At 65.3% G+C, this 24,969-nt stretch carries 18 protein-coding genes and 2 riboswitches; of the genes, 12 read left to right on the top strand and 6 right to left on the bottom strand.

The annotated features are described in order from the left end of the window. Window positions 1-83: 83 nt before the first annotated feature. From AACG97_RS10990 to AACG97_RS10960, 7 genes are all read left to right on the top strand, one after another. Window positions 84-428, top strand: coding sequence for a carboxymuconolactone decarboxylase family protein (locus AACG97_RS10990; RefSeq protein ID WP_029884982.1), 345 nt, complete (start codon window positions 84-86; stop codon window positions 426-428). 75 nt (window positions 429-503) lie between these two features. Continuing rightward, entirely contained in the window at window positions 504-1,073 is a 570-nt protein-coding gene (locus tag AACG97_RS10985) for a GNAT family N-acetyltransferase (protein WP_054905217.1), read from the top strand. 44 nt (window positions 1,074-1,117) lie between these two features. Then, a riboswitch (cobalamin riboswitch) is annotated at window positions 1,118-1,325 on the top strand. Window positions 1,326-1,436: 111 nt separating this feature from the next. Beyond that, on the top strand, window positions 1,437-3,563 hold the full coding sequence (locus AACG97_RS10980; protein WP_225785610.1) for a TonB-dependent receptor: 2,127 nt from the start codon (window positions 1,437-1,439) through the stop codon (window positions 3,561-3,563). A gap of 138 nt (window positions 3,564-3,701) precedes the next feature. Further along, entirely contained in the window at window positions 3,702-4,868 is a 1,167-nt protein-coding gene (locus AACG97_RS10975) for a DUF1624 domain-containing protein (RefSeq protein ID WP_009683978.1), read from the top strand. Window positions 4,869-4,896: 28 nt separating this feature from the next. Next, a riboswitch (cobalamin riboswitch) is annotated at window positions 4,897-5,094 on the top strand. Window positions 5,095-5,204: 110 nt separating this feature from the next. After that, window positions 5,205-6,215: an ABC transporter substrate-binding protein gene (locus AACG97_RS10970; RefSeq protein WP_009683979.1), complete on the top strand. Its 1,011-nt coding sequence runs from the start codon at window positions 5,205-5,207 to the stop codon at window positions 6,213-6,215. Further along, window positions 6,215-7,231 carry a FecCD family ABC transporter permease gene (locus tag AACG97_RS10965; protein WP_033690610.1) on the top strand — a complete coding sequence of 339 codons (1,017 nt, stop codon included), beginning with the start codon at window positions 6,215-6,217 and terminating at the stop codon, window positions 7,229-7,231. Before AACG97_RS10970 ends, AACG97_RS10965 begins: the two co-directional genes overlap by 1 nt. Then, the gene (locus AACG97_RS10960) at window positions 7,228-8,016 is read left to right on the top strand and encodes an ABC transporter ATP-binding protein (RefSeq protein WP_047149873.1); all 789 of its coding nucleotides are present in this window, start codon (window positions 7,228-7,230) and stop codon (window positions 8,014-8,016) included. Before AACG97_RS10965 ends, AACG97_RS10960 begins: the two co-directional genes overlap by 4 nt. Window positions 8,017-8,057: 41 nt before the next feature. Here AACG97_RS10960 and AACG97_RS10955 read toward each other — a convergent pair whose 3' ends face one another. Next, a complete protein-coding gene (locus AACG97_RS10955; RefSeq protein WP_009683983.1) occupies window positions 8,058-8,555 on the bottom strand; it encodes a GNAT family N-acetyltransferase in 498 nt (165 codons plus the stop codon). A gap of 130 nt (window positions 8,556-8,685) precedes the next feature. Here AACG97_RS10955 and AACG97_RS10950 point away from each other — a divergent pair, with 130 nt between their 5' ends. From AACG97_RS10950 to AACG97_RS10940, 3 genes are all read left to right on the top strand, one after another. After that, the gene (locus AACG97_RS10950; RefSeq protein WP_047149872.1) at window positions 8,686-9,165 is read left to right on the top strand and encodes a hypothetical protein; all 480 of its coding nucleotides are present in this window, start codon (window positions 8,686-8,688) and stop codon (window positions 9,163-9,165) included. A gap of 58 nt (window positions 9,166-9,223) precedes the next feature. Then, window positions 9,224-10,795: a sensor domain-containing diguanylate cyclase gene (locus AACG97_RS10945; protein ID WP_047149871.1), complete on the top strand. Its 1,572-nt coding sequence runs from the start codon at window positions 9,224-9,226 to the stop codon at window positions 10,793-10,795. A 186-nt stretch (window positions 10,796-10,981) separates the two neighbouring features. Continuing rightward, window positions 10,982-12,319 (top strand): MFS transporter, encoded by a 1,338-nt coding sequence (locus AACG97_RS10940; protein ID WP_225785611.1) that lies wholly within the window; start codon window positions 10,982-10,984, stop codon window positions 12,317-12,319. A gap of 236 nt (window positions 12,320-12,555) precedes the next feature. Here AACG97_RS10940 and AACG97_RS10935 read toward each other — a convergent pair whose 3' ends face one another. The 3 genes from AACG97_RS10935 to AACG97_RS10925 are packed head-to-tail and all read right to left on the bottom strand — an operon-like array spanning window position 12,556 to window position 18,164. Beyond that, the gene (locus tag AACG97_RS10935) at window positions 12,556-15,702 is read right to left on the bottom strand and encodes an efflux RND transporter permease subunit (RefSeq protein ID WP_225785612.1); all 3,147 of its coding nucleotides are present in this window, start codon (window positions 15,700-15,702) and stop codon (window positions 12,556-12,558) included. Window positions 15,703-15,718: 16 nt separating this feature from the next. Continuing rightward, window positions 15,719-16,918, bottom strand: coding sequence for an efflux RND transporter periplasmic adaptor subunit (locus AACG97_RS10930; protein WP_225785613.1), 1,200 nt, complete (start codon window positions 16,916-16,918; stop codon window positions 15,719-15,721). Next, window positions 16,911-18,164 (bottom strand): TolC family protein, encoded by a 1,254-nt coding sequence (locus AACG97_RS10925; protein WP_225785614.1) that lies wholly within the window; start codon window positions 18,162-18,164, stop codon window positions 16,911-16,913. The genes AACG97_RS10930 and AACG97_RS10925 overlap by 8 nt, the downstream gene beginning before the upstream one ends. A gap of 237 nt (window positions 18,165-18,401) precedes the next feature. Between AACG97_RS10925 and aroQ the strand changes: the two genes are divergently transcribed. Further along, on the top strand, window positions 18,402-18,851 hold the full coding sequence (gene aroQ / locus AACG97_RS10920; protein WP_009682787.1) for a type II 3-dehydroquinate dehydratase: 450 nt from the start codon (window positions 18,402-18,404) through the stop codon (window positions 18,849-18,851). Next, window positions 18,848-19,696, top strand: coding sequence for a shikimate dehydrogenase (locus AACG97_RS10915; protein WP_009682786.1), 849 nt, complete (start codon window positions 18,848-18,850; stop codon window positions 19,694-19,696). The genes aroQ and AACG97_RS10915 overlap by 4 nt, the downstream gene beginning before the upstream one ends. Before the next feature lie 54 nt (window positions 19,697-19,750). Here AACG97_RS10915 and AACG97_RS10910 read toward each other — a convergent pair whose 3' ends face one another. Together AACG97_RS10910 and AACG97_RS10905 are read right to left on the bottom strand one after the other, a co-directional pair. Beyond that, window positions 19,751-20,302, bottom strand: coding sequence for a DUF4174 domain-containing protein (locus AACG97_RS10910; RefSeq protein ID WP_009682785.1), 552 nt, complete (start codon window positions 20,300-20,302; stop codon window positions 19,751-19,753). A gap of 206 nt (window positions 20,303-20,508) precedes the next feature. Then, complete coding sequence (locus AACG97_RS10905) at window positions 20,509-24,936, bottom strand: NEL-type E3 ubiquitin ligase domain-containing protein (protein ID WP_225785616.1); 4,428 nt, start codon at window positions 24,934-24,936, stop codon at window positions 20,509-20,511. Window positions 24,937-24,969 lie beyond the last annotated feature (33 nt).

Below are 24,969 nucleotides of genomic sequence, written 5' to 3'. Positions count from 1 at the left end.
CATGCACCAAAGTACAAGCCGCACGTTCGCCACGCTTCGACTAGCCTGAAAGCTCCATTCGCAACCACCCCAAGGTGACGACGATGAGCATGATGGACTGGGATGCCTACCGAAAGCAGTTGATGGCCGGCATCGGCGATCTGAAACAACTTTCCCCCGACACCGTGGCCGGCTACATGACCGCCAGCGGCGCCGGGGCCAAAACCGGTCATCTGGACGCCAAGACCCGCGAACTGATCTCCCTGGCCGTGGCGGTAACCACCCGTTGCGACGGCTGTATCGCCGTGCATTCGCAGCAAGCGGTGAAGCATGGCGCTACCCGTGAGGAGATTGCCGAGGCGTTGGGTGTGGCGGTGGCGATGAACGCGGGTGCCGCGCTGGTCTACTCGGCCAGGGCCCTGGATGCAGTGGGCAAGGCCAACGGTTGAGCCCGAACGGCGCCGCCCTTGCGCGACGGCGCCGTGCCCCGCAGACTGGGCGGCTAAACCCGCGCAGGAACCCGCATGATCCACATCCGCCCCATGACGGCCGAAGACTTCGAGCGCTTCTGGCCCACTTTCCAGGCCACTGTCCAGGCCTGCGAAACCTATGCCTACGACCCGTCCCTGAGCTTCGAACAGGCCCGCCACCTGTGGCTGGAGCTGCCTTTGCGCACCTTGCTGGCCGAAGAAGAGGGTCAACTGCTGGGCTCGTACTACCTTAAGCCCAATGCGGCAGGGCCCGGTGCGCATGTCGGCAATTGCGGCTACATGGTCTGCGCCCAAGCGCGCGGGCGCGGCGTGGCCAGGTTGATGTGCGAGCACTCGCAGAAACTGGCGCGCCAGGAAGGCTTTCTGGCCCTGCAGTTCAACTCGGTGGTGGCCACCAATGAAGTGGCAGTCGCCCTGTGGCACAAGCTGGGGTTCGAAACGGTTGGCCGGCTGCCCAAGGCCTATCGCCATGCCCGGCTTGGGCTGGTGGACTGCCTGGTGATGTACAAGTGGCTGGCCGATGAGCCAGTGGCAGAGAAGCCGCCGCTGCTGATCGGGCGCAAGAATATCGAAGCCCGGGTTTCGCGGCGGCGTGGGCGCTGATCGTTCTTCACGATCTGCCTTGACGAAGGCACCGCCAGGTGCTCAGATGCGCGCCAGTTTCAGGTGCCCTACGCCGCCGCGCGCAGGGTGAAACGGGAAGCCGGTGCGTCGTGTTGATCACGACAAGTCCGGCGCTGCCCCCGCAACGGTAAGTGAGCGAACCCTTCGAGATACCACTGTGCTCAGGCATGGGAAGGTGAAGGTTTCATGCCCCTCGCAAGCCCGGAGACCGGCCTGAGGCTTCACTTGGCACCCCGCGGTGGGCGGGCGCAGGCCGGTATCCGTGCGCGCGCCTGCCTGTACGGAGCCCTCCTTTGCGTGTTTTCCACCGGGATCCATTCATTCCTGCAGCAGTGGAACGACATGTCCCGTATGTTCAAGCTTCACCCCCTAGCGGCCTGCCTGGCCGTCACGCTCCCGGCCCTGGCCGATGACCGCGGCCCGCAGCCCCTGGCATTGCCCTCCACGGCCATCACCGACACCCTCGACAGCCATGCCAGCGACTTGGCCACGCCGACCCAGGCCGGCTCGCGCCTGGGGCTCAGCGCCCTGGAAACGCCAGCCAGTACCAGCAGCATCAGTGCCGAGCAGATCCAGCAGCGCAACAACCTGACCGTGCAGGATGCCGTAACCCGCTCACCGGGCATTACCTTCATCGGCTCCCCCGGCGACGGTGGCACCGGCCTGTCCGCCCGCGGCTTTGCCGGGCACGGCTCGGTCATGACCTTGTTCGATGGGGCCCGCCTGTTCACCGGAGCCGGCACCCAGACCTTCCCGGTCGACCCGTGGATGGTCGAACGTATCGATGTGCTTCGCGGCCCGGCATCGGTGCTCTACGGCGAAGGCGCCACCGGCGCGGTGGTCAACGTCATCCCGAAAAAACCGGTTGCCGGTACGGTGCGCAACCAGCTGCGGCTTGGGTATGGCAGCTGGGACCGCCAGCAACTCGGCCTGGACAGCGGTGGCAGCCTCAGCGAGCGCCTGAGCTATCGCCTGACGCTGAACCAGCAAGCCGGCAATGGCTGGGTGGACCGCACCCCCTCACGCAGCCTGGCGCTCAGCGCGGCCCTGCGCTTCGATGCCAGTGACGACCTCAGCTTTACCCTGGCCCATGAGCGCGGTGCGGCGCAGCCTGCCAACTACTACGGCACGCCGCTGATCGACGGCCATTACCGCAGCAGCCTGCGCAAGAAAAACTACAACCTGCAGAACGACGTGCAGCGCTACGACGACCAGTGGACCCGCCTGACCACCGACTGGGCACTCAACGACCACCTCAGCGCCAGCAACCAGCTGTACTACATCAGTAGCCGCCGCCATTGGCGCAACGCCGAGCAGTATGAATGGGACGCCGGGCGCCAGCAGTTGCTGCGCGGCAGCTACCTGGAAATCAAGCACGACCAGGAGCAATTCGGCGACCGCCAGACCTTCACCCTCGACCATTCGCTGTTCGGCCTGGCCAGCAGAACCGTGCTCGGCGCCGAGTACAACAAGGTGCGCTTCAACGTCGACAGCAACAGCCCCTACAACGACGTAGGCGGTGACTACATCGACCCGTGGCAGCCGCAGCCGGGCGTATTCCACAGCGGGTCGCCGCTGCGCCCGCAAAGTCTGTCCACCACCCATACCTTTGCCCTGTTCGGCGAAAACCGCTTGCAACTCACTGAGCGCCTGTCGCTGGTGACCGGGGTGCGCCGCGACCAGCACCACATCGACCGCGACGACCTGACCAATGCCAGCCGCAGCGACCGCAGCCTGCAAGGTGGCAACTGGCGTGCGGGGCTGGTGTATGCACTCAGTGACGCGCTGTCGCTGTATGGCCAGTACTCCACCAGCGAGGATGGGGTCAACAACCTGATAAGCCTCAGCCCCAACCAGATGCACTACGACCTCACCCAGGCGAAACAGACCGAGGTGGGCCTCAAGCAAAGTTTCTGGGACGGGGATGGCGAATGGACCTTGGCGGCCTACCACATCGTCAAGCAGAAGCTGCTGGTAGACGACCCCCTCACGCACCAGCCCCAACAGGCTGGCCAGCAGACGTCGGATGGGCTGGAGGCAACCGTGGAACTGGCGCTGGCCCACCAGTGGCGGGTGTCTGCCAACGCAGCGCTGCTGCGCGCCCGGTATGACGCGTTTGACGAACAGGTGGGCGCAGCGGTGCAGGACCGTGCCGGCAACCGCCCGGCCAACGTGCCTCGGCGCACCGCCAACCTGTGGCTGAGCAAAGGTATTGGCCAGCAGATCGAGGTGGGGGTGGGCGCGCGCTATATGGATGAACGTTACGCCGATAACGCCAATACCCAGAGCGCCCCAGGCTATACCGTGGTCGACGCCACGATCGGCTGGCAGGTTCTGCCGCAGGTGAAACTGGGGTTGCAGGTGAACAACCTGTTCGACCGCGAATATGTGCAGGCGGCGTTCAGCGGCCAGCAATGGCTGATGGGAACGCCACGCTCCTACTTTGCCACGGTGGACTACAGCTTCTGAGCGGAGCAGCCCAGGTTGGCTTTGCGCAGCTTCACCGCGAAAAAGCCAACACGGCGCTGAGCAAAAAGCCTACCCGCCCATGGCCATATGGATATAACATAACATTTCACTCACACCTGTTCTCATCAGCGACCTTCCATGACAAGCGCCAGCGCCACCCCCACCCAACTCAACCAGCGCCTGCAGAGCATCGACGCACTGCGCGGTCTGGTAATCCTGTTCATGCTCCTGGACCACGTGCGCGAAACCTTCTTCCTGCACCGCCAGGTCAGCGACCCGATGGCCATCGATACCACCGAGCCGGCACTGTTCGCCAGCCGTACCCTGGCGCACCTGTGCGCGCCGGTATTCGTGCTGCTGACCGGGCTCTCGGCCTGGCTGTATGGCGAAAAGCACCAGGGCCGTGGCGATGTCGCGGCGTTCCTGTTCAAGCGCGGGCTGTTTCTGGTGGCGCTGGAGTTCACCCTGGTCAACTTTGCCTGGACGTTCCAGCTGCCGCCCACGGTGATCTACCTGCAGGTGATCTGGGCCATCGGCATCAGCATGCTCGCCCTGTCGTTGCTGGTGTGGCTGCCACGCCCGGCGCTGCTCGGCCTGAGTGCCGTCATCATTGCCGGGCATAACCTGCTCGACAGCCTGCACTTTGCCCCGGGGTCTGCCCTGCACGTGCCCTGGGCGATTCTGCATGACCGCGGCTGGCTGACGTTGTCCGACACGCTGCGGCTGCGCACGTCCTACCCGGTACTGCCGTGGATCGGGGTGATCGCCCTGGGCTACTGCCTTGGGCCATGGTTTGCCCGCGGCAGCCAGGCCGGGCCACGTCAGCGCTGCCTGCTGCTTGGCGGGCTGCTGGCGCTGCTGGGCTTTTTCGTGCTGCGCGTATTCAACGGCTATGGCGAAGCCGCGTGGAGCAGCTACCCCACGCTCACACACACCCTGATGAGCTTCTTCAACCTCACCAAGTACCCGCCTTCGCTGTTGTTCCTGGCGCTGACCCTGGGCTGCGGCCTGCTGTTGCTGCGCGCATTCGAGCGCGCCGGCCAGGCCCGCTGGATCAGCGCCCTGGCGGTGTTCGGTGCAGCGCCGATGTTCCTCTACCTGCTGCACCTGTATGTGCTGAAGCTGCTGTACCTGGCCTGCGTGGCGCTGTTCGGCAGCAACCACGGCAGCTATTTCGGCTTCGACGGCGTCGCGGCGGTATGGTGCGTGGCGCTGTTGCTGGCGGCTTCGCTGTACCGGCCGGTGCACTGGTTCGCCCGGCTGAAACAGCGGCGGCGCGACATCCGCTGGCTGAAGTACTTCTGAAAAGCGTTTTCACCCGGCGGCGCGATGGTCTACCATGCGGGCCGCCGGTTTCCATCACGGAATCAATAGGGAATCCCCGGCCCGCCAACACGGGCCAAACGGAACTGCCCCCGCAACTGTAAGTGCCGAGCCTGCTCCATCGACGCCACTGGGTGTACTACCCGGGAAGGCCGGAGCCGGGCCGTGACGCACCAGTCAGGAGACCTGCCGGCCAACATTCACCAACCGGCGGGGTGCCCGGGATTGGCCATTGTGTTGCCTTTGCCGCTGGCAAAGGCGCGGCGATGTCTGTCCGTGCGTTCATTCCGTGAACTGTCCGATAGGAGATCGCCCAGCATGCTGCCCCGCTTCGCCACCCTGCTTGCCGGCCTCAGCCTCAGCGGCCTGGCCCAGGCCGCCGCCACCCAATACCCGCTGACGGTGGACAACTGCGGTAAGCCGCAGACCTTTGCCCAGGCGCCACAGCGCGCCGTGACCATCGGCCAGGCCGGCACCGAGATGCTCTATGCCCTGGGCCTGGGTGACAAGCTCGCGGCGAGCTCGCTGTGGTTCAACAATGTGTTGCCCGAATACCAGGCCATGAACGCCACGGTACCGCGCCTGGCCGACAACGAACCCAGTTTCGAGGCGGTGGTTGGCCAACGCCCGCAACTGGTGGCCGTGCAGTTCGAGTGGATGGTCGGGCCGCAGGGTGTGGTCGGTACGCGCGAACAGTTCGCCGAACTGAACATCCCCACCTACCTGTTGCCCTCGGACTGTGAGGGCAAGGACAACCTGATCGGTGCCGACGGCACCCGCCTGCAGGCGTTCCAGGTCGACAGTATCTACAAGAGCGTCAGCCAGTTGGCGGAGATCTTCGATGTACAGGCGCGCGGCGTGGCCCTGAACGCCGAGCTCAAAGGCCGCCTGGACAGCGCCCGCGCGCAATTGGCGGGCAAGGACCTGTCGGGCACCTCGGCACTGTTCTGGTTCTCCAGCGCCAACCTGGTCATTGACCCTTACGTCGCGGGCCGCCAAGGGGTCGCCGACTTCATGCTGCGCACCCTGGGGGTGCGCAATGTGGTCGAGTCCAGCGAGGAGTGGCCCACCGTAGGTTGGGAAACCCTGGCCAGGGCCAACCCCACCTGGCTGATCATCGCCCGCATGGACCGCCGGCGTTTCCCCGCCGACGACTACCAGAAGAAGCTGGCATTCCTGCGCAGCGACCCGGTAACCCGCAACATGGACGCGGTGAAACACGACCGCATCATCATCCTCGACGCCGACGCCATGCAGGCGGGTATCCGCCTGTTCCGTGGCGTGCAAACGTTGGCGGCCGCTTTTGCCAGCGGTAAAGCCAGCCAGTGATCAGTCGACTGTCAGCCTGTATCGGCCTGGCCGTGGCCGCACTGCTGGCGGCCCTGCTCGCCGGCACAGCCATTGGCGAAACCGGCCTGGCACCGCGCGTGGTCGGCCAGGTGCTGGCCAACCAGCTGTGGCAAGCCGGTTATCCGGTCGACCCGATCGATGCCGGGATCATCTGGAACTATCGCCTGACCCGCACACTGGTTGCGGCGGCCTGCGGTGCCGGCCTGGCCACCTGCGGCGTGATCCTCCAGGCGCTGCTGCGCAATCCCCTGGCCGAGCCCTACCTGCTGGGGCTGTCCGCCGGCGCTTCGACCGGTGCCGTACTGGTTGGCCTGCTGGGCCTGGGCAGCCTGGCTTTGAGCATGTCGGCCGGCGCCTTCATCGGTGCCCTGGCGGCCTTTGCCCTGGTGCTGGTGCTGGCCCGCGCGGCAGGCCCTGGCAGCAATAACGCCCAGGTGATTCTAGCTGGTATAGCCGGGTCGCAACTGTTCAATGCCCTGACGGCATTCCTGATCACCAAGTCGGCCACCGCCGAGCAGGCACGGGGCATCCTGTTCTGGCTGCTGGGCAACCTCAGTGGGGTGCGCTGGCCCGCAGTATGGCTAGCCGTGCCAGTGGCACTGTTCGGCTTGCTGGTGTGCCTGTGGCATCGCCGCGCGCTGGATGCCTTCACCTTCGGCGCCGACTCGGCAGCTTCGCTGGGCATACCGGTGCGGCGCAGCCAGTTACTGCTGATCAGTTGCGCGGCGCTGGTAACGGCCGTGATGGTGTCCATCGTCGGCGCCATCGGTTTCGTCGGGCTTGTCATTCCACACGCCCTGCGCCTGCTGCTCGGCCCCGGACACAGCCGCCTGCTGCCTGCCAGTGCATTGGGCGGGGCACTGTTTCTGATTGCCGCCGACATCCTCTCGCGCACGCTGATCAGCGGCCAGGTCATACCGGTGGGCGTGGTCACCGCGCTGCTTGGCGCGCCTGTCTTCGCGCTGATACTGGTCAGCCGCCGGGGGCGCCCATGACGGTCATGGCTGCATTCCAACTGGCGCCGCTGAGCTGCCAGGATCTCGGCCTGCAACTGGCCGGCAAACGGGTGCTGCACGACATCCACCTCAACCTGGTGGCGGGTGAAACACTCGCGATCGTCGGCCCCAACGGCTCAGGCAAGTCTTCGCTGCTGAAGGTGCTGGCCGGCCTGCGCCCGCCGGCCTGCGGCAGCGTGCAGTTGATGGGCGAGCCACTGGCAGGCATGCCTCGCCGGCGTGTGGCCCAGTGCCTGGCACTGGTTGAACAGCAGGCCGACACCCTCGATGCAATCAATGTGTTCGACGCGGTCGCCTTGGGCCGCACGCCGTGGCTGTCAGCCATTGCGCCGTTCTCCAGCGCGGACCGGGCGATTGTCGAGCAGGCACTGGCCGACCTCGACGCCTTGCACCTGCGCGCTCGCCTTTGGGGGTCGTTGTCCGGTGGCGAGCGCCAGCGCGTGCATATCGCCCGCGCCCTGGCCCAACGGCCGCAGGTGCTGCTGCTCGACGAACCGACCAACCACCTGGACATCCAGCACCAACTGAGCCTGCTGCAACAGGTACAAGCCCTGCAGGTGACCACCCTGGTGGCCCTGCACGACCTCAACCAGGCGCTGACCTGCGACCGCGTTGCAGTGCTCGACAAAGGCCGGCTGGTCGCGCTCGGCACGCCGTTCGAGGTACTGACCCCCGAGTGCCTGCTGCACACCTTTGGTGTTCATGGCCATTACCTCACCGACCCCTGGGACGGCACACGCATCCTGCGCTTTCGCACCCCCTGAGCAACCGGCAGAAGCCTGGGTAGCCCAGGCGCCTGGCCTGCTCAGCCCAAGCGCAGCTGCATGTGCGTGGTTTGCCAGACCGGGTCTGGCTCCACGTCCACGACAGCGAAGCCTTGCCGCTCCCAGAACGTAATGGCCCCCGGCAGGAATGGGTGGGTATGCAGGTAAAGGCAACCGATGCCGGCCTGCAGCGCCTGCTGGCGCAAGGCGCCGAACAACGCGGCGGCAAGCCCGCGCCTGCGGTACGCCGGCAGCACGAACAGGCGCACCACTTCAACTACCCGCTCGCCAGCATAATCAAGCTGGCTGAAACGGTGGTCGTAGGGGAGGTAGCCGATCACCCCGACCAGGCGCTCATCAACCCGGGCTTCCAGGAAGCAGCCCTCGCCTTCAAGGTAGGTTTCGCTGAAATGCGCCAGGTCCCGGGGCAACGGTGCATTGGCCAGCGCCGGAAACAGCTCGCGGCGCGCGCTGTCGACAAACGCCAGCACTTGGCCAATGGCATCGCGGGTAACAGGTTGCAACGTCCAGTTCGGCATAAGGTTCAAGCCTGAGTGTTGGGTGCACGGTTCTAACCCAGCCGGCCGTACAAGGCAAATCGCAGGGCTCGTCGCGGCAGGGCTGACCTCGCTATAATCGGCAGCCTTCACTGCCCGACCAGGCCACGCCATGCCTCGCATCCAGAAGTTGCTGTTGCCGCTGTTGCTGATTGCTGTCGTTACCGCCTGCGACCAGAAGCCCTCCCGTGAAGAGCAGATTCTTGCCCAGCTGCCGCTGCAGGATGCCTACGACCACAACATCGAACGCATGGCCGGGCTGCTGGCCCGCCAGCACCCACGGCTGGCGCGTACCACCATCGAAGATGTGCTGCGCAAGCACCTGACGGTAGAAGACCAGCGCCAGGACCTGTTCCGCCTCTACAGCAAAGAGCATTTCAGTGACGCCGAGTTCGCCACCATTGTCGCGGCCACCCAGGACCCGGCCAAAGCCCGTGCCCTGGAAAACACCGATGCTGGCCGGCAACTGAGCGACAAACTCACCGGCCTGATGCGTGAAACCGCCCGCGACCCCAAGGTGCAAGCATTGGCCGAGCAGCGCATGCAGCAGGTGCAAGACGAACTGAACGCCTTGGAAAAGGCAGGTTCATGAGCGCGACCGGCACGGTCGCTTCCGTTTCGTAGCCCTATTCGAACACTCGAGGTCAGGATTGCCACACGCCAAGCACGGACTGCGCCTGGATCTACGCACACTCATTCTGGTGCTGTGCGCCCTTACTGCCGTGGTCATGCTGTGCGCCAGCTATTTCGCCAGCTACCGGGTACAGCGCCAATTGCTGATCGACCACGCGCTGGAAGCCAACCGGGTGTATGCGGCCAAGCTGGCCAGCATCACCGATGCATTCATCGGTAGTGCCTTGCAGCAACTGGCGTTCAGCGCCAGCGAGCAAGGCCGGCAACTGGACGATCCCGCCGCCTTGCAGCGCGAGACCGACCGGGTGCTGGGCCAGAGCATGGCTTTCAATTCCACGTTCGTGATCGATGCCAATGGCGTGCTGCTGGCGATATCCCCCGCCCAGCTACGCCACATGGTCGGCACCCGGATGCAATCGCCCGGTGTGCAGGAGGCATTGCAGGAGCGCCGCGCGCTGGTGTCGACACCCTATCTGTCGGCGGCCAACAACCTGGTGGTGGCGCTGACGCAACCGGTCGTCGACGCCAACGGCCGCTACCTGGGGTATGTCGGTGGCAGCCTTTACCTACGGGAACGCAACATCCTCAACCGCCTGCTCGGCGAGCACTTCTACAAGGACGGTTCGTACCTGTATGTGGTCGACCGCAATCGCCGGCTGCTCTACCACCCCGACAGCCAGCGGGTGGGTACCGTCGTGCAGGGCAATGAGCTGATCGACCAACTGACCAACCTGGGCAACGGCACCCGCCAGCTGACCAACAGCCAAGGTGTGGAGATGGTCGCCGGCTTCGCCACCGTGCCCAGCGCCGGCTGGGGCGTGGTGGCACAGCAGCCACTGGCACAAACCATGATGCCGCTCAGCCGCCTGGTGCTGAACGTGGTCGGTATTTCCGCGCCGCTGGCCCTGATAGGCTGCTTGCTGCTGTGGTGGCTGGCCCTGACCATCGCCCGCCCACTGTGGCAACTGGCTGCAGGTGCCCGCTCGATGGACCGCCCCGGCACCGCTGAGCGCTTGCATCGCGTGCGGGCCTGGTACTTCGAGGCCGCAGAGCTCAAGCGCGCCTTGCTGTTCGGCTTGAACTTGCTGCAGGCGCGCATCGGCAGGCTCAACCGCGATGCCCAGACCGACCCCCTGACAGGCCTGGGCAACCGCCGCAGCCTGGAGCTCAACCTGTCGCTGCTGGAAGCCGAAGGCCGGGCATTTGCAGCCATCGTGCTGGATATCGACCACTTCAAGCAGGTCAACGACAAGCATGGGCATGTGGTCGGTGACCAGGTGCTGCAGCGGCTGGCCGAGCTGATGCGCCGCTGTTGCCGCGAGGGTGACCTGCTTTGCCGCACCGGCGGTGAAGAGTTTCTCATGCTGCTGCCTGGGGCCAGCCTGGAGGTGGCCGCCGCGGTCGCTGAGCGCCTGCGGGTGACGGTGCAGGAAACGCCGATCCAGCCGGTGGGCGCGGTGACCCTGTCACTGGGGGTGGCCCACTGGAACGGCGAGCCGGGGCGCGAGCCGGAAACCGTGCTGAGCGAGGCTGACCTGGCGGTGTACCGGGCCAAGCAGGACGGGCGCAATCGCGTCGCTGTCGCCTGATTGCCTGGCGCCCGCTGCGCTGCCGGGCACACGCCGTGTCGATGGCGGTTGATTCAGGTATCCCGAGGTCGTCCTCGACAAAGCGCCTTGCGCTGCCCGGTTATCTACTGGCAGGCATAACAATGATGGCGCGGCCAGACCGCACCACGTTCATCATGCCTGCCAATGGAATCGGAGAGCACCCGCATGTCCGCACCTCATGAGGTATCCCCCGCCACCCTGCGCAGGGTGATCGCCGCCTCGGCCATCGGCAACTTCGTCGAATGGTTCGACTTTGCCGTGTACGGCTTTCTCGCCACGCTGATCGCCAGCCAGTTCTTTGCCAGCGAAGATTCCAGCGTCGCCTTGCTCAAGACCTTTGCCGTGTTCGCGGTGGCCTTCGCCTTGCGCCCCCTGGGCGGTATCGTATTCGGCGCCCTCGGCGATCGGCTGGGGCGCAAGCGCATCCTCTCGCTGACCATCTTGCTGATGGCCGGCTCCACCACCCTGATCGGCCTGCTGCCGACCTACGCCAGCATCGGCCTGGCCGCGCCGGTATTGCTGACCTTGGCGCGCTGCCTGCAGGGGTTTTCTGCCGGTGGCGAATACGCCGGGGCCTGCGCCTACCTGATGGAACACGCGCCCAACGACAAGCGGGCTTTCTACGGCAGCTTCGTACCGGTTTCGACCTTTTCCGCATTCGCCTGTGCGGCGGTGATCGCCTATAGCCTGGAAGCCAGCCTGTCCAGCGAAGCCATGGCTGCCTGGGGCTGGCGCATTCCGTTCCTGATCGCCGCACCACTGGGCCTGGTCGGCCTGTACCTGCGCTGGCGCATGGAAGAAACCCCGGCATTCCGGGAAGCCGTGGCCAAGGGCAAGGAGCACGAGCATTCGCCACTCAAGGAAACCCTGCGCCACCACGGCCGGGCCATTCGCAACCTGGGGGCGTTCATTTCGCTGACGGCGTTGTCGTTCTACATGTTCACCACCTACTTCGCCACCTACCTGCAACTGGTCGGCAACCTGACCCGGGCTCAGTCGCTGCTGGTCACCACCGTAGCCCTGCTGTTCGCCGCCATCGGCTGCCCGCTGGCGGGGGCGCTGTCGGACCGGTTCGGGCGGCGCAAGACCATCGGCTTCACCTGCCTGTGGGTGATGCTGTGCGTGTTCCCGGCCTACTGGCTGGCCAGCTCCGGCTCGATGCCGGGGGCCCTGCTGGGGGTGATTCTGCTGGCGGTCGGCGCGCTGTGCAGCGGGGTGGTGACTGCGGCATTGCTGTCGGAGAGCTTCCCGACCCGGACCCGCTATACCGCTTCGGCCATTACCTACAACGTGGCCTATACGCTGTTCGGTGGCACCGCGCCGCTGGTCGCGACCTGGCTGATCGGGCAGACCGGCAGCAGCCTGGCGCCGGCGTTCTACCTGGTGGTGATTGCGTTGGTGGCTTTGCTCGGCGGGCTGGCGTTGCCGGAAACGTCCCGGATATCGCTGCATGATGAACCCAACGCCGAGGGTGTAGGCCAAGGCGTTCAAGGCTCGGTTTGAGATCCTGGGGCTGCCGTGCAGCCCATCGCGACACAAGGCCGCGTGTGTCTTGAGAGGGGATTAGAGTCTGGAGTGAGAGCGGCGAATGACAAGCTGAATGCCGCAGGTGCCTAGAGCCCGCTCCCACAACGAATCGCGCAGGCTTTTCAAATTTTGAGAAAGACAGTTACTCCAATTAGGCACACCCTGCAGGGTGGAGGTGTGCCGCGATGGGCCGCCCCAGCGGCCCCAGGGCTTTACCCCTCCTGCGCCTCTTCGCGTCGATAAGCCCATTGGTACAACGCCGGCAATACCAGCAAGGTCAAGGCGGTCGAAGACAGGATTCCGCCAATCACCACGGTCGCCAACGGCCGCTGCACCTCAGCCCCGGTGCCCGTCGCCAAGGCCATGGGAATGAAGCCCAGTGACGCCACCAGCGCGGTCATCAGTACCGGCCGCAAACGGGTCAGCGCGCCCTCCTCGACCGCCGCACGCAGCGTTCGCCCCTGCTCACGCAAGCCGCGGATGAAGGCAATCATCACCAGGCCATTGAGCACGGCCACCCCCGACAGGGCAATGAAGCCCACGCCAGCGGAAATCGACAAGGGAATGTCGCGCAACCACAGGGCCAGGACGCCCCCTGTGAGGGCGAACGGAATTCCAGTGAACACCAGCAGGCCATCCCTGAGGTTGTTGAACATCATCAACAGCAACGCCATGACCAGCAGCAAGGCCACTGGCACCACCACTTGCAGGCGCTCGGCCGCCGATTGCAGCTGTTCGAACTGGCCACCCCAGCGTGTCCAGTACCCAGGCGGTATCGGCACCTGGCCACGCAATACCTGCTCGGCCTCCTGCACGAACGAGCCCAGGTCGCGCCCCCGCACGTTGGCGCTGACCACCACCACCCGCTTGCCGTCTTCGCGGCTGACCTGGTTCGGCCCCAGTTGCAGGTCAAGGGTGGCCACCTGCGACAGCGGGATGAAGCCGATCTGCCCGATGCCCGCAGCCCCACTGGCCGGCACCGGGATCAGCAGGCTGGCCAGCCCATCCACGTCGGTACGCAAGGTTTCCGACAGGCGCACCACCATATCGAACCGCCGGTCACCTTCATACAAGGTGCCCGCCTTGCGGCCGCCCACCGCGGTGGCGATGGCATCCTGCACATCGCCCACGTTCAGGCCATGGCGGGCGGCCTTGTCGCGGTCGATGTCGATGGTCAGCACCGGCAGGCCCGTGGTTTGCTCGACCTTCACCTCGGACGCACCGGGTACGCCCTGCAGGCTGCCGGCGATCTGTGCGGCAGTACGGTTGAGCACCTGCATGTCGTCACCGAACAGCTTCACCGCCACATCACTGCGCACACCGGAAATCAGCTCGTTGAAACGCAACTGGATCGGCTGCGACAACTCATAATTGCTGCCGGGAACACTGGCGGCGGCACGTTGCACGTCGGCGATCAGCGCCTCGCGTGACTTACCGGGGTCGACCCATTGCTCGCGCGGGCGCAACATCACATAGGCATCGGAAATATTCGGCGGCATCGGGTCGGCAGCGATCTCGGCGGTACCGGTACGGGCAAACACCCGCTCCACTTCGGGCACCTGGGCGATGATGGCCTGCTCCAGGCGCTGCTGCATGTCCACCGATTGCGACAGGCTGGTGCCCGGCACACGCAGGGCCTGCAGGGCAAAATCACCCTCGCTGAGGCTGGGGATGAATTCACTGCCCATGCGGCTGGCCATTACCCCGGACAACAGCACCAAGGCCGCTGCCCCGGCAAATGCACGCCGGCGCCGGCCCAGCACCCAGGCCAGCACCGGCGCATAACGCTGCCGCGCGGTGCGCATTACCAGGCCCTCTTCTTCCTTGACCTTGCCGGTGACGAACAGGGCGATCGCAGCGGGTACGAAGGTCACCGAAAGGAGCATCGCGCCAAGTAGGGCGATGACCACGGTGAAGGCCATGGGGTGGAACATCTTGCCTTCGACCCCGGTCAGGGCAAAGATCGGCAGGTACACCACCATGATGATCAACTGCCCGTAGATCAGTGGCCGCCGTGCTTCACGGGCGACGGCAAACACCTCGTGCAAGCGCTCGCTGCGCGTCAGCATGCGGCCATGCCGTTGCTGGGCATGCGCCAGTCGGCGGATGGCGTTTTCCACGATCACCACCGCGCCGTCGACAATGATGCCGAAATCCAGCGCGCCCAGGCTCATCAGGTTGGCGCTGACCTTGTTGGCGAACATGCCCGTGAAGGTGAACAGCATCGACAACGGAATGACCATGGCGGTGATCAGTGCCGCGCGAATGTTCCCCAGGAACAGGAACAGCACGGCGATCACCAGAATGGCCCCCTCGACCAGGTTCTTCTTCACCGTGGCGATGGCCCTTTCCACCAGGTTGGTGCGGTCGTACACGGTCACCGCCGACACCCCTTCGGGCAGGCTGCGGTTGATCTCCACCAGCTTGGCAGCCACTGCCTGGGATACCGTGCGGCTGTTTTCGCCGATCAACATGAATACCGTGCCCAGCACCACCTCGCGGCCGTTTTCGGTCGCCGCCCCCGAGCGCAACGCTTCGCCAAGGCCTACCTGGGCAACGTGGCTGACGCGGATCGGGGTGCTGTCCACGCTGGAGATGACGATGTTGGCGATATCATCGGCCGAGGCCACCTGGCCAGGCGCGCGGATCAGCAACTGCTCGCCGTTACGTTCGATGTAACCCGCGCCGACGTTGGCGTTGTTACGCTCCAGCGCCGCGACCAGGTCGTTGAGGGTGAGCTTGTAGGCCGCCAGGCGCTTGGGGTCCGGCGCAATCAGGTACTGCTTGGCGTGCCCGCCAATGCTGTTGACCTCTGCCACCCCGGGCACGTTGCGCAACTGCGGCTTGATGATCCAGTCCTGGATCACGCGCAGGTCGGTTGCGCTGTAGGGGGTGCCGTCTTCCTTCAGGGCCCCCTCTTCGGCTTCCACCGTCCACAGAAAAATCTCCCCCAGCCCGGTGGAGATCGGCCCCATGCCAGCCTCGATGCCCTCGGGCAGTTGCTCGCGCGCCACTTGCAGGCGCTCGTTGACCAACTGGCGGGCGAAGAACAGGTCGGTGCCGTCCTCGAAGATCACCGTGACCTGTGACAACCCCGAGCGCGACAGCGAGCGAGTCTGCTTGAGCCCGGGCAGGCCGGCCATGGCGGTTTCGATGGCGAAGGTGATGCGCTGCTCGGTCTCCAGGGGCGAGTAACCGGGTGCGGCCGTGTTGATTTGCACCTGGACGTTGGTGATATCCGGTACGGCGTCGATCGGCAACTGCCGGTAGCTGTGAATACCCACCGCGGCCATCAGGACCACAGCCAGCATCACCACCAGGCGCTGCTCGATGGCAAATTGGATCAGGCGTTCGAACATGCAGGCGTACCCCTGGTCAATGGCTGTGCTCGGCCGAGCCTTTGCCCAGCTCCGACTTGAGAACGAAGCTGCCGGCGGCAGCCACCTGGGTTCCGGCGGCCAGGCCGCTGGTGATTTCCACCTGCCCGGCATCGCGACGGCCGGTGGTTACGGGTCGGGCCTCGAAGCCCTGCTCGGTACGGGCAAATACCACGGTCTGCGCGTCCAGGCTTTGCAGGGCGATTTCAGGCACCACTACCGCAGCCTCGAAACGTTCGATGCTGACCGCAACATTGACGAACAAACCGGGGCGCCAGGCGCCGTCAGGGTTGGCCAGGCTGGCACGGACGGTGGCGGCACGGTTCTGTTCGCCGAGCAGGCTGCCAACGTAATTGACCTTGCCTTCGACCTGGGCCCCCAGGTCTGGCGCGCTGACCATGACCGTACGGCCGGTGCGTACCTTGTCCAACTCACGCGGTGCCACGGCGAAAGTCGCCCACACCCGGCTCAGGTCAGACAGGGTGAAGGCGTTGCTGGTCGCGTCGACCACCTCACCCACGCTCAGGTGTTTCTCCACGACCACGGCGTCGAACGGTGCGCGCAGTTCATAGCGGTTGCCGGCACCTGCCGGCCCCACCGCCGCGACCTTCTGCCGGGCATTGACCAAGGCTATTTCGGCCTCCTGCAGCGCCTGGCGCGCCTGCAGGTAATCCTGCTCGGCGCTGATGCGCTCCTGCCACAGCTGTTGTTCGCGGCGCAAAGTCAGGCGCGCCAGCTCAAGGCGGCGTTGGGCAGCCTGCTGCTCGCTGCGCAGGTCAGAGATCTGCTGGCTGGCGATTACCGCCAGCACCTGCCCGCGCTTGACCGCCTGCCCCAATTCGGCCTGGACTGCCTCGACCACACCCGGCACCCGCGGTACCACGTGGGCGGTGCGGTCCTCGTCAAAACGGATTTCCCCGGGGAAGCTTATGGCTGTACCCAGCGCGCGCGGCCCGGCAGCAACCAACTGCACCCCGGCAGCCTCGATCTGGGCGATGGACAGGTGCACCTGCCCTTGTTCATCGTCGTGCTCTGTTTCTGCATGGCCTTCGGCGGCGTCCGCCTCGCCATGCTCATGGCTGTCTTCAGCTGGCTGGGCAGTGGCTGCCTGGCCGAGCGTACCGGTCCAGGCCAGGCCACCGAGGCCTAACGCGGCCAGGGTGGCTGCCAGAAGGGCCAACTTGCGTGGGTTAGTCATTGCTGCTCCTGCTGATCATTGGGTTGCCCAGGTCATCGAGGTCGCCGTAGATACGCTCGACCCGCGCGCGTGCATCGGCCGCCGTGGCCAGGGCCTCGAGGTACAGGCCACGGGCCTCGATCAGCGTGCGCTGGGCATCGAGTACATCGAGAAAAGCGAACTTGCCCATTTCGAAACCACGGGTGGCGGTGTCCACGGCTTGCTGTGCAGCCGGCAGGATGGTGCGGTCGTAAGCCGCCACCTCCTGCATGGCCGTGACCCATTGGTCGACGGCGCTGCGGGTTTCGCTGCGCAAGCGCAGGGCTACGGCATTGCGCAAGTCACGCGCCTGGTCGGCACGGCGCGCAGCCGCCAGCACGTTGCCCTGGTTACGGTCGAACAACGGCAGCGGCATGGACAGGCCAACCACGTTCACCCGCTCGCGCTCTTCGCGGCTGTACTGGCTGCCAAGGCTGACGGTGAGGTTGGGAATGCGCTGGGCCTTTTCCGTGCCCAACGCCGCATCGCCACGCTCGACCTGGGCGGCGGCCAGGCGCCACTCGACCGTTTGCTCGACGCGGGCGAGCAAGGTCTCAGTACTGGGCGCGACCCCAGGCGAAAGGTTGGCCGCCTGCAAGCTGTCGAAGCTGACCAGCGGGCTGCCGGTCAAACGCGCCAGGGCCTGGTAGGCCACGCTACGCTGGGTTTGCGCGCGGCGCAGTTGGGCCTCGGCCTGGGCCAGTTGCACCTGGGCGCGGGTGGCCTCCACGGGCGATGACTGGCCGGCAGTGACCCGCCCCTGCACCACCCGCAAGCCGCGGGCGGTCAAGGCCTGGGATTGCTGCGCCAGCTCCAGCGCAGCCTGTGCCCGCAAGGCGGCATGGAACGCCTGGACCACATCGGCACGCAGGCCATTGCGCTGGCGTTCCAGGTCAAGCTGGGCGATCGCCTGACCGACGCCGGCCGCGGCGATGCGTGCAGCACGCTTGCCGCCCAATTCCAGCGGCTGGCTGAGGGTGATGGTAGTGGTGCTGGTGTCCCGGCGCGTGTCCTCCACCTCCCACGCCAGCTCGGGGTTGGGCAGTAACCCGGCCTGGCGCCGCTCGCCGTCGGCAATGCCGATTTCGCGGCTGGTGGCAGCCAGTTCCGGGTTCTGGGCAAAAGCGGCGGCCAGCGCCTGGGGCAAGCTCAGGCGCTGGCTGGCGTGGGCGCTCGTGGCGCCAACCAGCAGCAGGCAGAGCAAGGCGAACTTGCGGGGGATGAGCACGGAACAGGTCCTCGTCGACGAAGGGTGGCGAGGGACTGTAGAGAGGGCTGGTTATCGGGGTGGTGGCATGAAAATTACAATTCTGTAAGGCGTGCAGCCTGTGCGCCAGCGCGCCTTGGCGGCGAACGCGGTTCGATAATCGCCCACTTTCCCAACACGGCGGCTCCCCTCAATTGACGGAACTAACCAGTCAGTACAAAACTAGGCACATTCAACAACAACAAAGCGAAGCCCGTCATGACGCCCCTCATTCTCGTGCTCAACGGCCCCAACCTGAACATGCTGGGCACCCGAGAGCCGGCCCAGTATGGTTACGAAACCCTTGCCGACCTTGGTCAACACTGCGCCGACACTGCCAATGCCCACGGCCTGGAAGTCGAATTCCGGCAAACCAACCATGAAGGTGAACTGATCGACTGGATCCACGCCGCGCGCAATCGCTGCGCCGGTATCGTGATCAATCCAGGTGCCTGGACCCACACCTCGGTAGCCATTCGCGATGCGCTGGTGGCCAGCGAAGTACCGGTCATCGAAGTGCACCTGTCCAACGTGCACAAACGTGAACCGTTCCGCCACGTGTCGTTCGTTTCGTCGATCGCGGTCGGCGTCATCTGCGGCCTGGGAAGCCACGGCTACCGCATGGCCATCAGCTACTTCGCCGAACTGCTCAAGGAGCGTGCAGCATGAGCCAGCCTGCCATTCTTGCCGGCCTGATCGGCCGGGGTATCCAACTGTCGCGCACCCCGGCCCTGCACGAGCACGAAGGCGATGCCCAGGCCCTGCGCTATCTGTACCGGCTGATCGACGCAGACCAGTTGCAACTGGACGACAGCGCCCTGCCCGGCCTGCTCGACGCTGCGCAGCACACGGGTTTTACCGGCCTGAACATCACCTACCCGTTCAAGCAGGCGATCCTGCCGTTGCTCGACGAGCTGTCGGATGAAGCGCGCGGCATCGGCGCGGTCAACACCGTGGTACTCAAGGACGGCAAGCGGGTTGGCCACAACACCGATTGCCTGGGCTTTGCCGAAGGTTTGCGCCGCGGCCTGCCCGATGTGGCCCGCCGCAAGGTGGTGCAGATGGGGGCTGGCGGCGCGGGCTCGGCGGTGGCGCATGCCTTGCTGGGCGAAGGGGTTGAACAGCTGGTGTTGTTCGAAGTGGATACCGCCCGCGCTCAGGCACTGGTCGACAACCTGAATGCGCATTTCGGTGCGGGGCGGGCAATGCTTGGCGGTGACTTGGCCACGGCACTGGCCGATGCGGACGGGCTGGTCAACACCACCCCGGTCGGCATGGCCAAGCTACCCGGCACGCCGCTGCCAGTGGCGCTGCTGCATGCACGGCTGTGGGTGGCGGAGATCATCTACTTCCCGCTGGAAACCGAACTGCTGCGCGCTGCACGGGCGCTGGGCTGCCGCACACTGGACGGTAGCAACATGGCGGTGTTCCAGGCTGTGAAAGCATTCGAACTGTTCAGCGGCCGGCAGGCTGACGCCGCGCGGATGCAGGCACATTTCGCCAGCTTCTCCTGACTGAGCCAGGCCTGCGTGGCAACGGCCCTGAGCAAGCTCAGGGCCGCCACGCGTTCAGTCTTCCAGCGGCTTGGGCGGGGCGGCAGGCTTGGCCGGTTTGGCAGGTTTGCTGTCCTTGGCCTTGGTTTGCGGTGCGGCCGCCACCGGCTCTGGTGCGGTTACCGCCTTCTCGCTCGCGGGCAGCGCATCGACTGCCTCGAAGATCACCTGGGGATCGAGGGCGGTGTTGTCTTCGTCATCCTTGAGAACATGCCGCTCACCATCCTTGCCCACCAGAATCACCTTGGTGCCTTTGCTCGCCCCCAGCTTCAGCTCGCGGATCAGCGCCATGGTGGTTTGCTGCTCGAGGTTCTTGTCCTCCCGTTTGCCCATCATTTGCGCCACGCTGTACAGCACCAGGCTGCGCTCCTTGAATTTTGCCTGGGTAGCCGGGTCTTCGAGCGCTTTGTTGAGCCCACGCAGGGTGGGGTCGGCGCTGCTCGGCGCAATGACCACCAATGGCCGCGCCTTGCCCAGTTCCTTGGCCAACGGTGCGTCACTGTCAGCGGCATGCAAAGGGCCGGCCAGCGCGAGCAGGGTGGCGAGGGTCAGTGAGCGGACGAGCATGCATATCTCCTTATTCTCTCGATAAACCAAAGACTACAGATCATGGAGAAAGATCCGACGCGGGAGCCTAAACCAACCGCCCATGGCGTGCTTGCCACAAAGGTAACTTCCGATTTCCGTGACCGGGCGGCGAGGCCTTTGCAAACATCGCCGCCTGCTCTGAGCATAGCGCATAGCCAGCGGCCGGCAGCGCTGCGCTGGCCGTTTTACCCCGTCGTGCTGTCGCCGGGCGCGTTTCTGTCCAGGGCTTCGAGGGTCAGTTGCAACAGCAGGGCATGCTCACGCTGCTGATTCCGAATCTGCAGCCGCTCGACCTGCGCTTCCTGGTTGCCCAGCGCCATCAGCCGCTCCAGTTCATCATGCATGTCCTGCGGCACTTGCAGGCGATCGGGGAAACTGCCCCGCAGGTAGTCCTGCCAGAAGCGTTGCCTGGAAAGGTATTCAGCCATGCCGTCGCGGGTCTGCGCTGCCAGCACGAAGGCACGCGCCGAACGAAGGTCGGTGTCCTGCAGCCGGGCAATATCGGTATACAACATCTCCCCGGGCTGGGCGGGCAAATCCAGGGCCGTGCGCAAGGCAACACGGTAAGCCAGGGCGAATTCGAGTGACTCACTGCCGGCCCCCAACCGGCGGGCATGTTCTGCCGCGAACTGATCGAGCAACGCCAAGCGCCATAACTGCCCGCCGAGCCACAACAAGCCCTGCTCCGGGGGGCGCCCACCCTGCTGGCGGCGCGTACGCCATATCATCAAGCGCACTTCCAGGTCAGCGAAACGGGCAGTGGCGTTGTCCTGGCAATCCGTCGCCGCGGCGTGCCTGAACAGCTCCAGCCGCAGCACAGTGTCTTCACTCATTGCTTCGAACATTTCCAGTATGCGGGCTGCCAGCGCGCAGGCGGTGGAGGAAAACTTGAATGCGCCGGAGGTGGTCAGTACGGACAACGTCTTGAAGAAGTCGTCCGATACCTCATCGGCTTCCAGATGAACCCACAACGCGGCCATTTCATCGCGACGTTCTGCCGTCACCAGGTCCAGATAACGGAACCGATACGGCACGCGACTCGCCTCGAGCCAATGCCAGCTGGAAGACGCCTGCGATGCAGCCGCCAGCAGGTTGCCCGACAGTTCGACCCGGCCCGCGCGCCACAGGTGTGACTGATGCAGGTCGTCAGGCAGCACTGAAATACTGTTGCCACTGAGGTCCAGCGTGTGCAGTTGCGGCGCGTCCAGCGTGCCGTAGGGAAACTCCGGCAATTGCGTGCGTGACAGGTGCAAGGCGTTGAGCTCGGTCATGGCGAACACGGAAAATGCCCGGCGCAACGGGTTGTCCGAAAGGTTCAGGTACACCAGGGAGCGGCAACCGGCCAGGACCAGCGCCTGGCTTTCGTCGAGCGCGATCTGATTGCCTGACAGGTCGAGCACCTCCAGCCTTTGTGCCAGCATCTGAGGCAGCGGCAGGCGCCTGAGCCGGCAATTGGTGATTTCCAGGTTGCGCAAGTTGGGAAACGCCTGCAGGAAATCGTCGGGCACCTGCTCCAGCCGCATGGCGCGCAAGGCCAGTATGGACACGTGCGCGAAACTCACTTGGGCCGGCAGGCCAGGCAGTTGGCGCAAACGGCTGCGGGTCTGGGTCAGCATGAAGCGCCCGCCCTGCACAGATGCCTGGTCCTGCAACTCGGGGACGAGCAAGCGCCAGCAGTCGATCAAGCCTTTTCTGAATTCACGTCGGGCAGTCAATTCAGGTGTGGCAACAGCATTGAATACCCACCTGTCGAGGTGGCTATTGAGCTGTCGGTATTGCGCCTCAAGGCCGTTCAACCTGGCCCGGGCATCGGCTGACGCCAACCATTGGCCAACCTGCTCGTCGCTGAAGGCCGGGTACAGGTCGCGCAGGCGTGCCTGCAGCGCCCGCGGCCTGAGCCGCCCGAACGCAGCCCATAACCTGCCGCCGGCCATGGGGTAGCCAATGCGGCCGTCAGCGAGCCGTAGCGGTGCCACGAAGGCGCCACGGCGCTGGCCCATGCCAAGGGCGACCAGCACGGCTGGCCGCTGGTTGAAGGCGAGGTCTGCCACCGCCTGGCGCAGGGCGGGTGCGAACACAGCAGGCTGCCGGCTGGCCGCTCGTGCCTCGGCGTCATACGCCGCCGCCAGTGTTTCGAACAGCTCCCCGGCAGCACCGGCGTTGGCCTGGGCACGGTCGTGCAAGCGAAACACCCCATGCTGGTGCAGCAGATCGAAGGTTGGGCCCGCGCCTTCGATCGTCAGCAGCGGCTCGCTGGCCTCACCGTCGAACAATCGCCAGCCTGGCCCTCCGGCCCCCGGCACCTGCCCCAGCAGGTTCAGCACAACCCGCGCCAGGTCGAGATTCTGTGGGGTATCGATGCGCAGCGCCTCGAAGACCCGCGCGGTTCGAATCCGCGTAACCTGCAGCCTGGCCGCCTCGGCCATGAACAGCGGCACGCGCCCGGTCTCTTGCAGGTGCTGCAGGTCGTCCTCGCTGGCATTGCGCATCACTTCCCTGGCCGCCAGGCGGTGCAGGCTGGCGAAGGCCCGTTGCAACGGGCAAGGGGTTTGCGGGCCGGTGTTGTGCTCCTCGTACATGGCTTGCAGCAGTTCCCGGCGCCCGGCCCAGGCCACTTCGGCCAGCGCGCGCCCGTGCAGGCCTGCCGCCTGGGGAAGGCTCAACACCCGCGCCAGCAATTGCTGATCGGCGGTGGCGGCACCTTCGCGCAGTTGACCGACCAACGTGTGGATCCGCCCGGCGAACAGCAGCCGCTGCACCGTGTCAGCCAGCGCTGCCTCAGGTGCTCGGCCATACACATGCCATGCCCGCAAGTGCTGGTCGTCCAGCCCGTGGATGGCCAGCGCCTGGTCGATCTGCAGGTCATCGAGGTCGCTGTAGGGCTTGCCCAGGCGGCGGAACAGCTGGCGCGCGTCTGCCCATTCGGCGGGCTGCTCGCACCACAGCCGCCACGCACCGGCGCCATTGTGGCGGAGCAAGGGGGCATAGCCCTGGTAAGGGAGCAACTGCCATTGTTCATCGTTCTTGCGCCACGCCACTTCATACCAGTGACCGTCCATGCTGATCCAGCAGCGCTCGGCCAGGCGATACACCCCCTGCTCGTCCCGCACCGCGGTAGCCGGCGGGGTGCCACAACGGTAGGGTTCCAGGTCGGTGTTCCACAGTTTTTCCTCGCCACCTGGCAGTTGCGCCGGCACCAGTGGGTCTACCACGCTCCAGGCACGTCGCGCCGCCGCGACAACAGCAACGGTTGCACCGACGGTCAACAACCCTTTGCCCACATTCAGCAGGTGGGCCAGCGCAGCATTGCGTTCGTTCTGTTGCCAGTCACTGACCGCCTGGAAGCTTTGCTCAAGCAGTTCCCAGGCCATCACACCCAGCATCACCGCGCCAATTGCGGGCACGAAAAGCCCTGCGATGCCGAGCAGGGTTTGCCCTTCAGCCTGTAAACGGCGGGCATGCTCGGCCTGAGCCTGGCGATCGAACATCGCCACTGGCGGGGCGATGATCGCCGCGTCATCCTTGACCTGGCCAATCCAGTCATCAGCCAGGGCATCGAACAGCGGTAAACCATAGGCATGCGTCTGTTCATCAAGGCTGCGGGTCGCCCAGTGGGTGACATCGTCGAGCCGCTCACCCACGGCAGAGAAAAACCGCTGGCTGTCGCGACGGCGCACGAAGCGGCTGAAGAAACGCCGGTAGTCGTTCTTGCGCAAACGCTTGCCAAGCACCCGGCGGGCGTAGTGTTCCAGGTCGTTGCACACGCTCCAGGGGCCTGCGGGGTCGCCAGGTACATACACCAGGACGTACTTGCTGGTGTTGTAGAACGTCCCCTCGGCAATGACATCCAGCACCACGATCTGCTGCATGCGGCAACCAAACAGTTCCAGCCGGCGGACGCTGACCGGCGATCCCGCGAGGGTGCCAAGCGTGTCATGCATGCACAGTTGCACCACCCAGTGCAGCTGGGCCGCGCTCAACACGCCCTGTGCGCGGGCCGCAAGCGCATCGGCCAGCATGCCATAGCGTTGGCGGCTAACCAGCAGCTCACGCACGCTTGGCTGAAAAACACCCGCCAGGTGCGCCTGGTACTGCTGGCCAAGGTCCAGCGTGCGGCACAGCCTGACGAAGGCCGTTGCCGATAGCTCAGTACGCGTGGCGCCCAGCGCATCCACCAGGCAATTCTTGCGGGGCTGATCATGCTGCTCGGCCTCGGTGAAGTTGCCCAGGGCTGCCTCCAGCAGCGGCGTATCGTAGTAATCGCTGTCGGCGACTGGCAGCCGACCGGTCACATAACTGATGGTCGGCGACGTGAAGTAATACCATTGCCGCAGGCACACGCGGTCGGCATCCAGGGTGCCAAACCGGGCCAGCGCCTGCTGCAGCAAAGGCCTGCTGAAATCATCCAGGTTGCGCACCCGTGCCAGGGCTTGCGTCAGCCCTTCCCGGCAAGCCAGCAACTGCGACAGTGCCTGGCTCAGCAGCCGGTAGTCGGCCACCGTCAGCTTCGCCATCCATGCCGGCAGCCGCTGTGCAATGTAATGGTCCTGGCAGGCTTGCGCGATGGCAAGCGCGTCGACCGCATTCGAAGGTGAAGTGGATTTGCCCTGCATCTGTGCCTCCGCGATGGCGTTGAGGCTAGAGTT

This window comes from Pseudomonas sp. Nvir (assembly GCF_963778085.1).
GTDB lineage: Bacteria > Pseudomonadota > Gammaproteobacteria > Pseudomonadales > Pseudomonadaceae > Aquipseudomonas > Aquipseudomonas juntendi.
The sequence above is the reverse complement of the archived record's forward strand: the minus strand, read 5'-3'. Positions and strand labels throughout refer to the sequence as shown.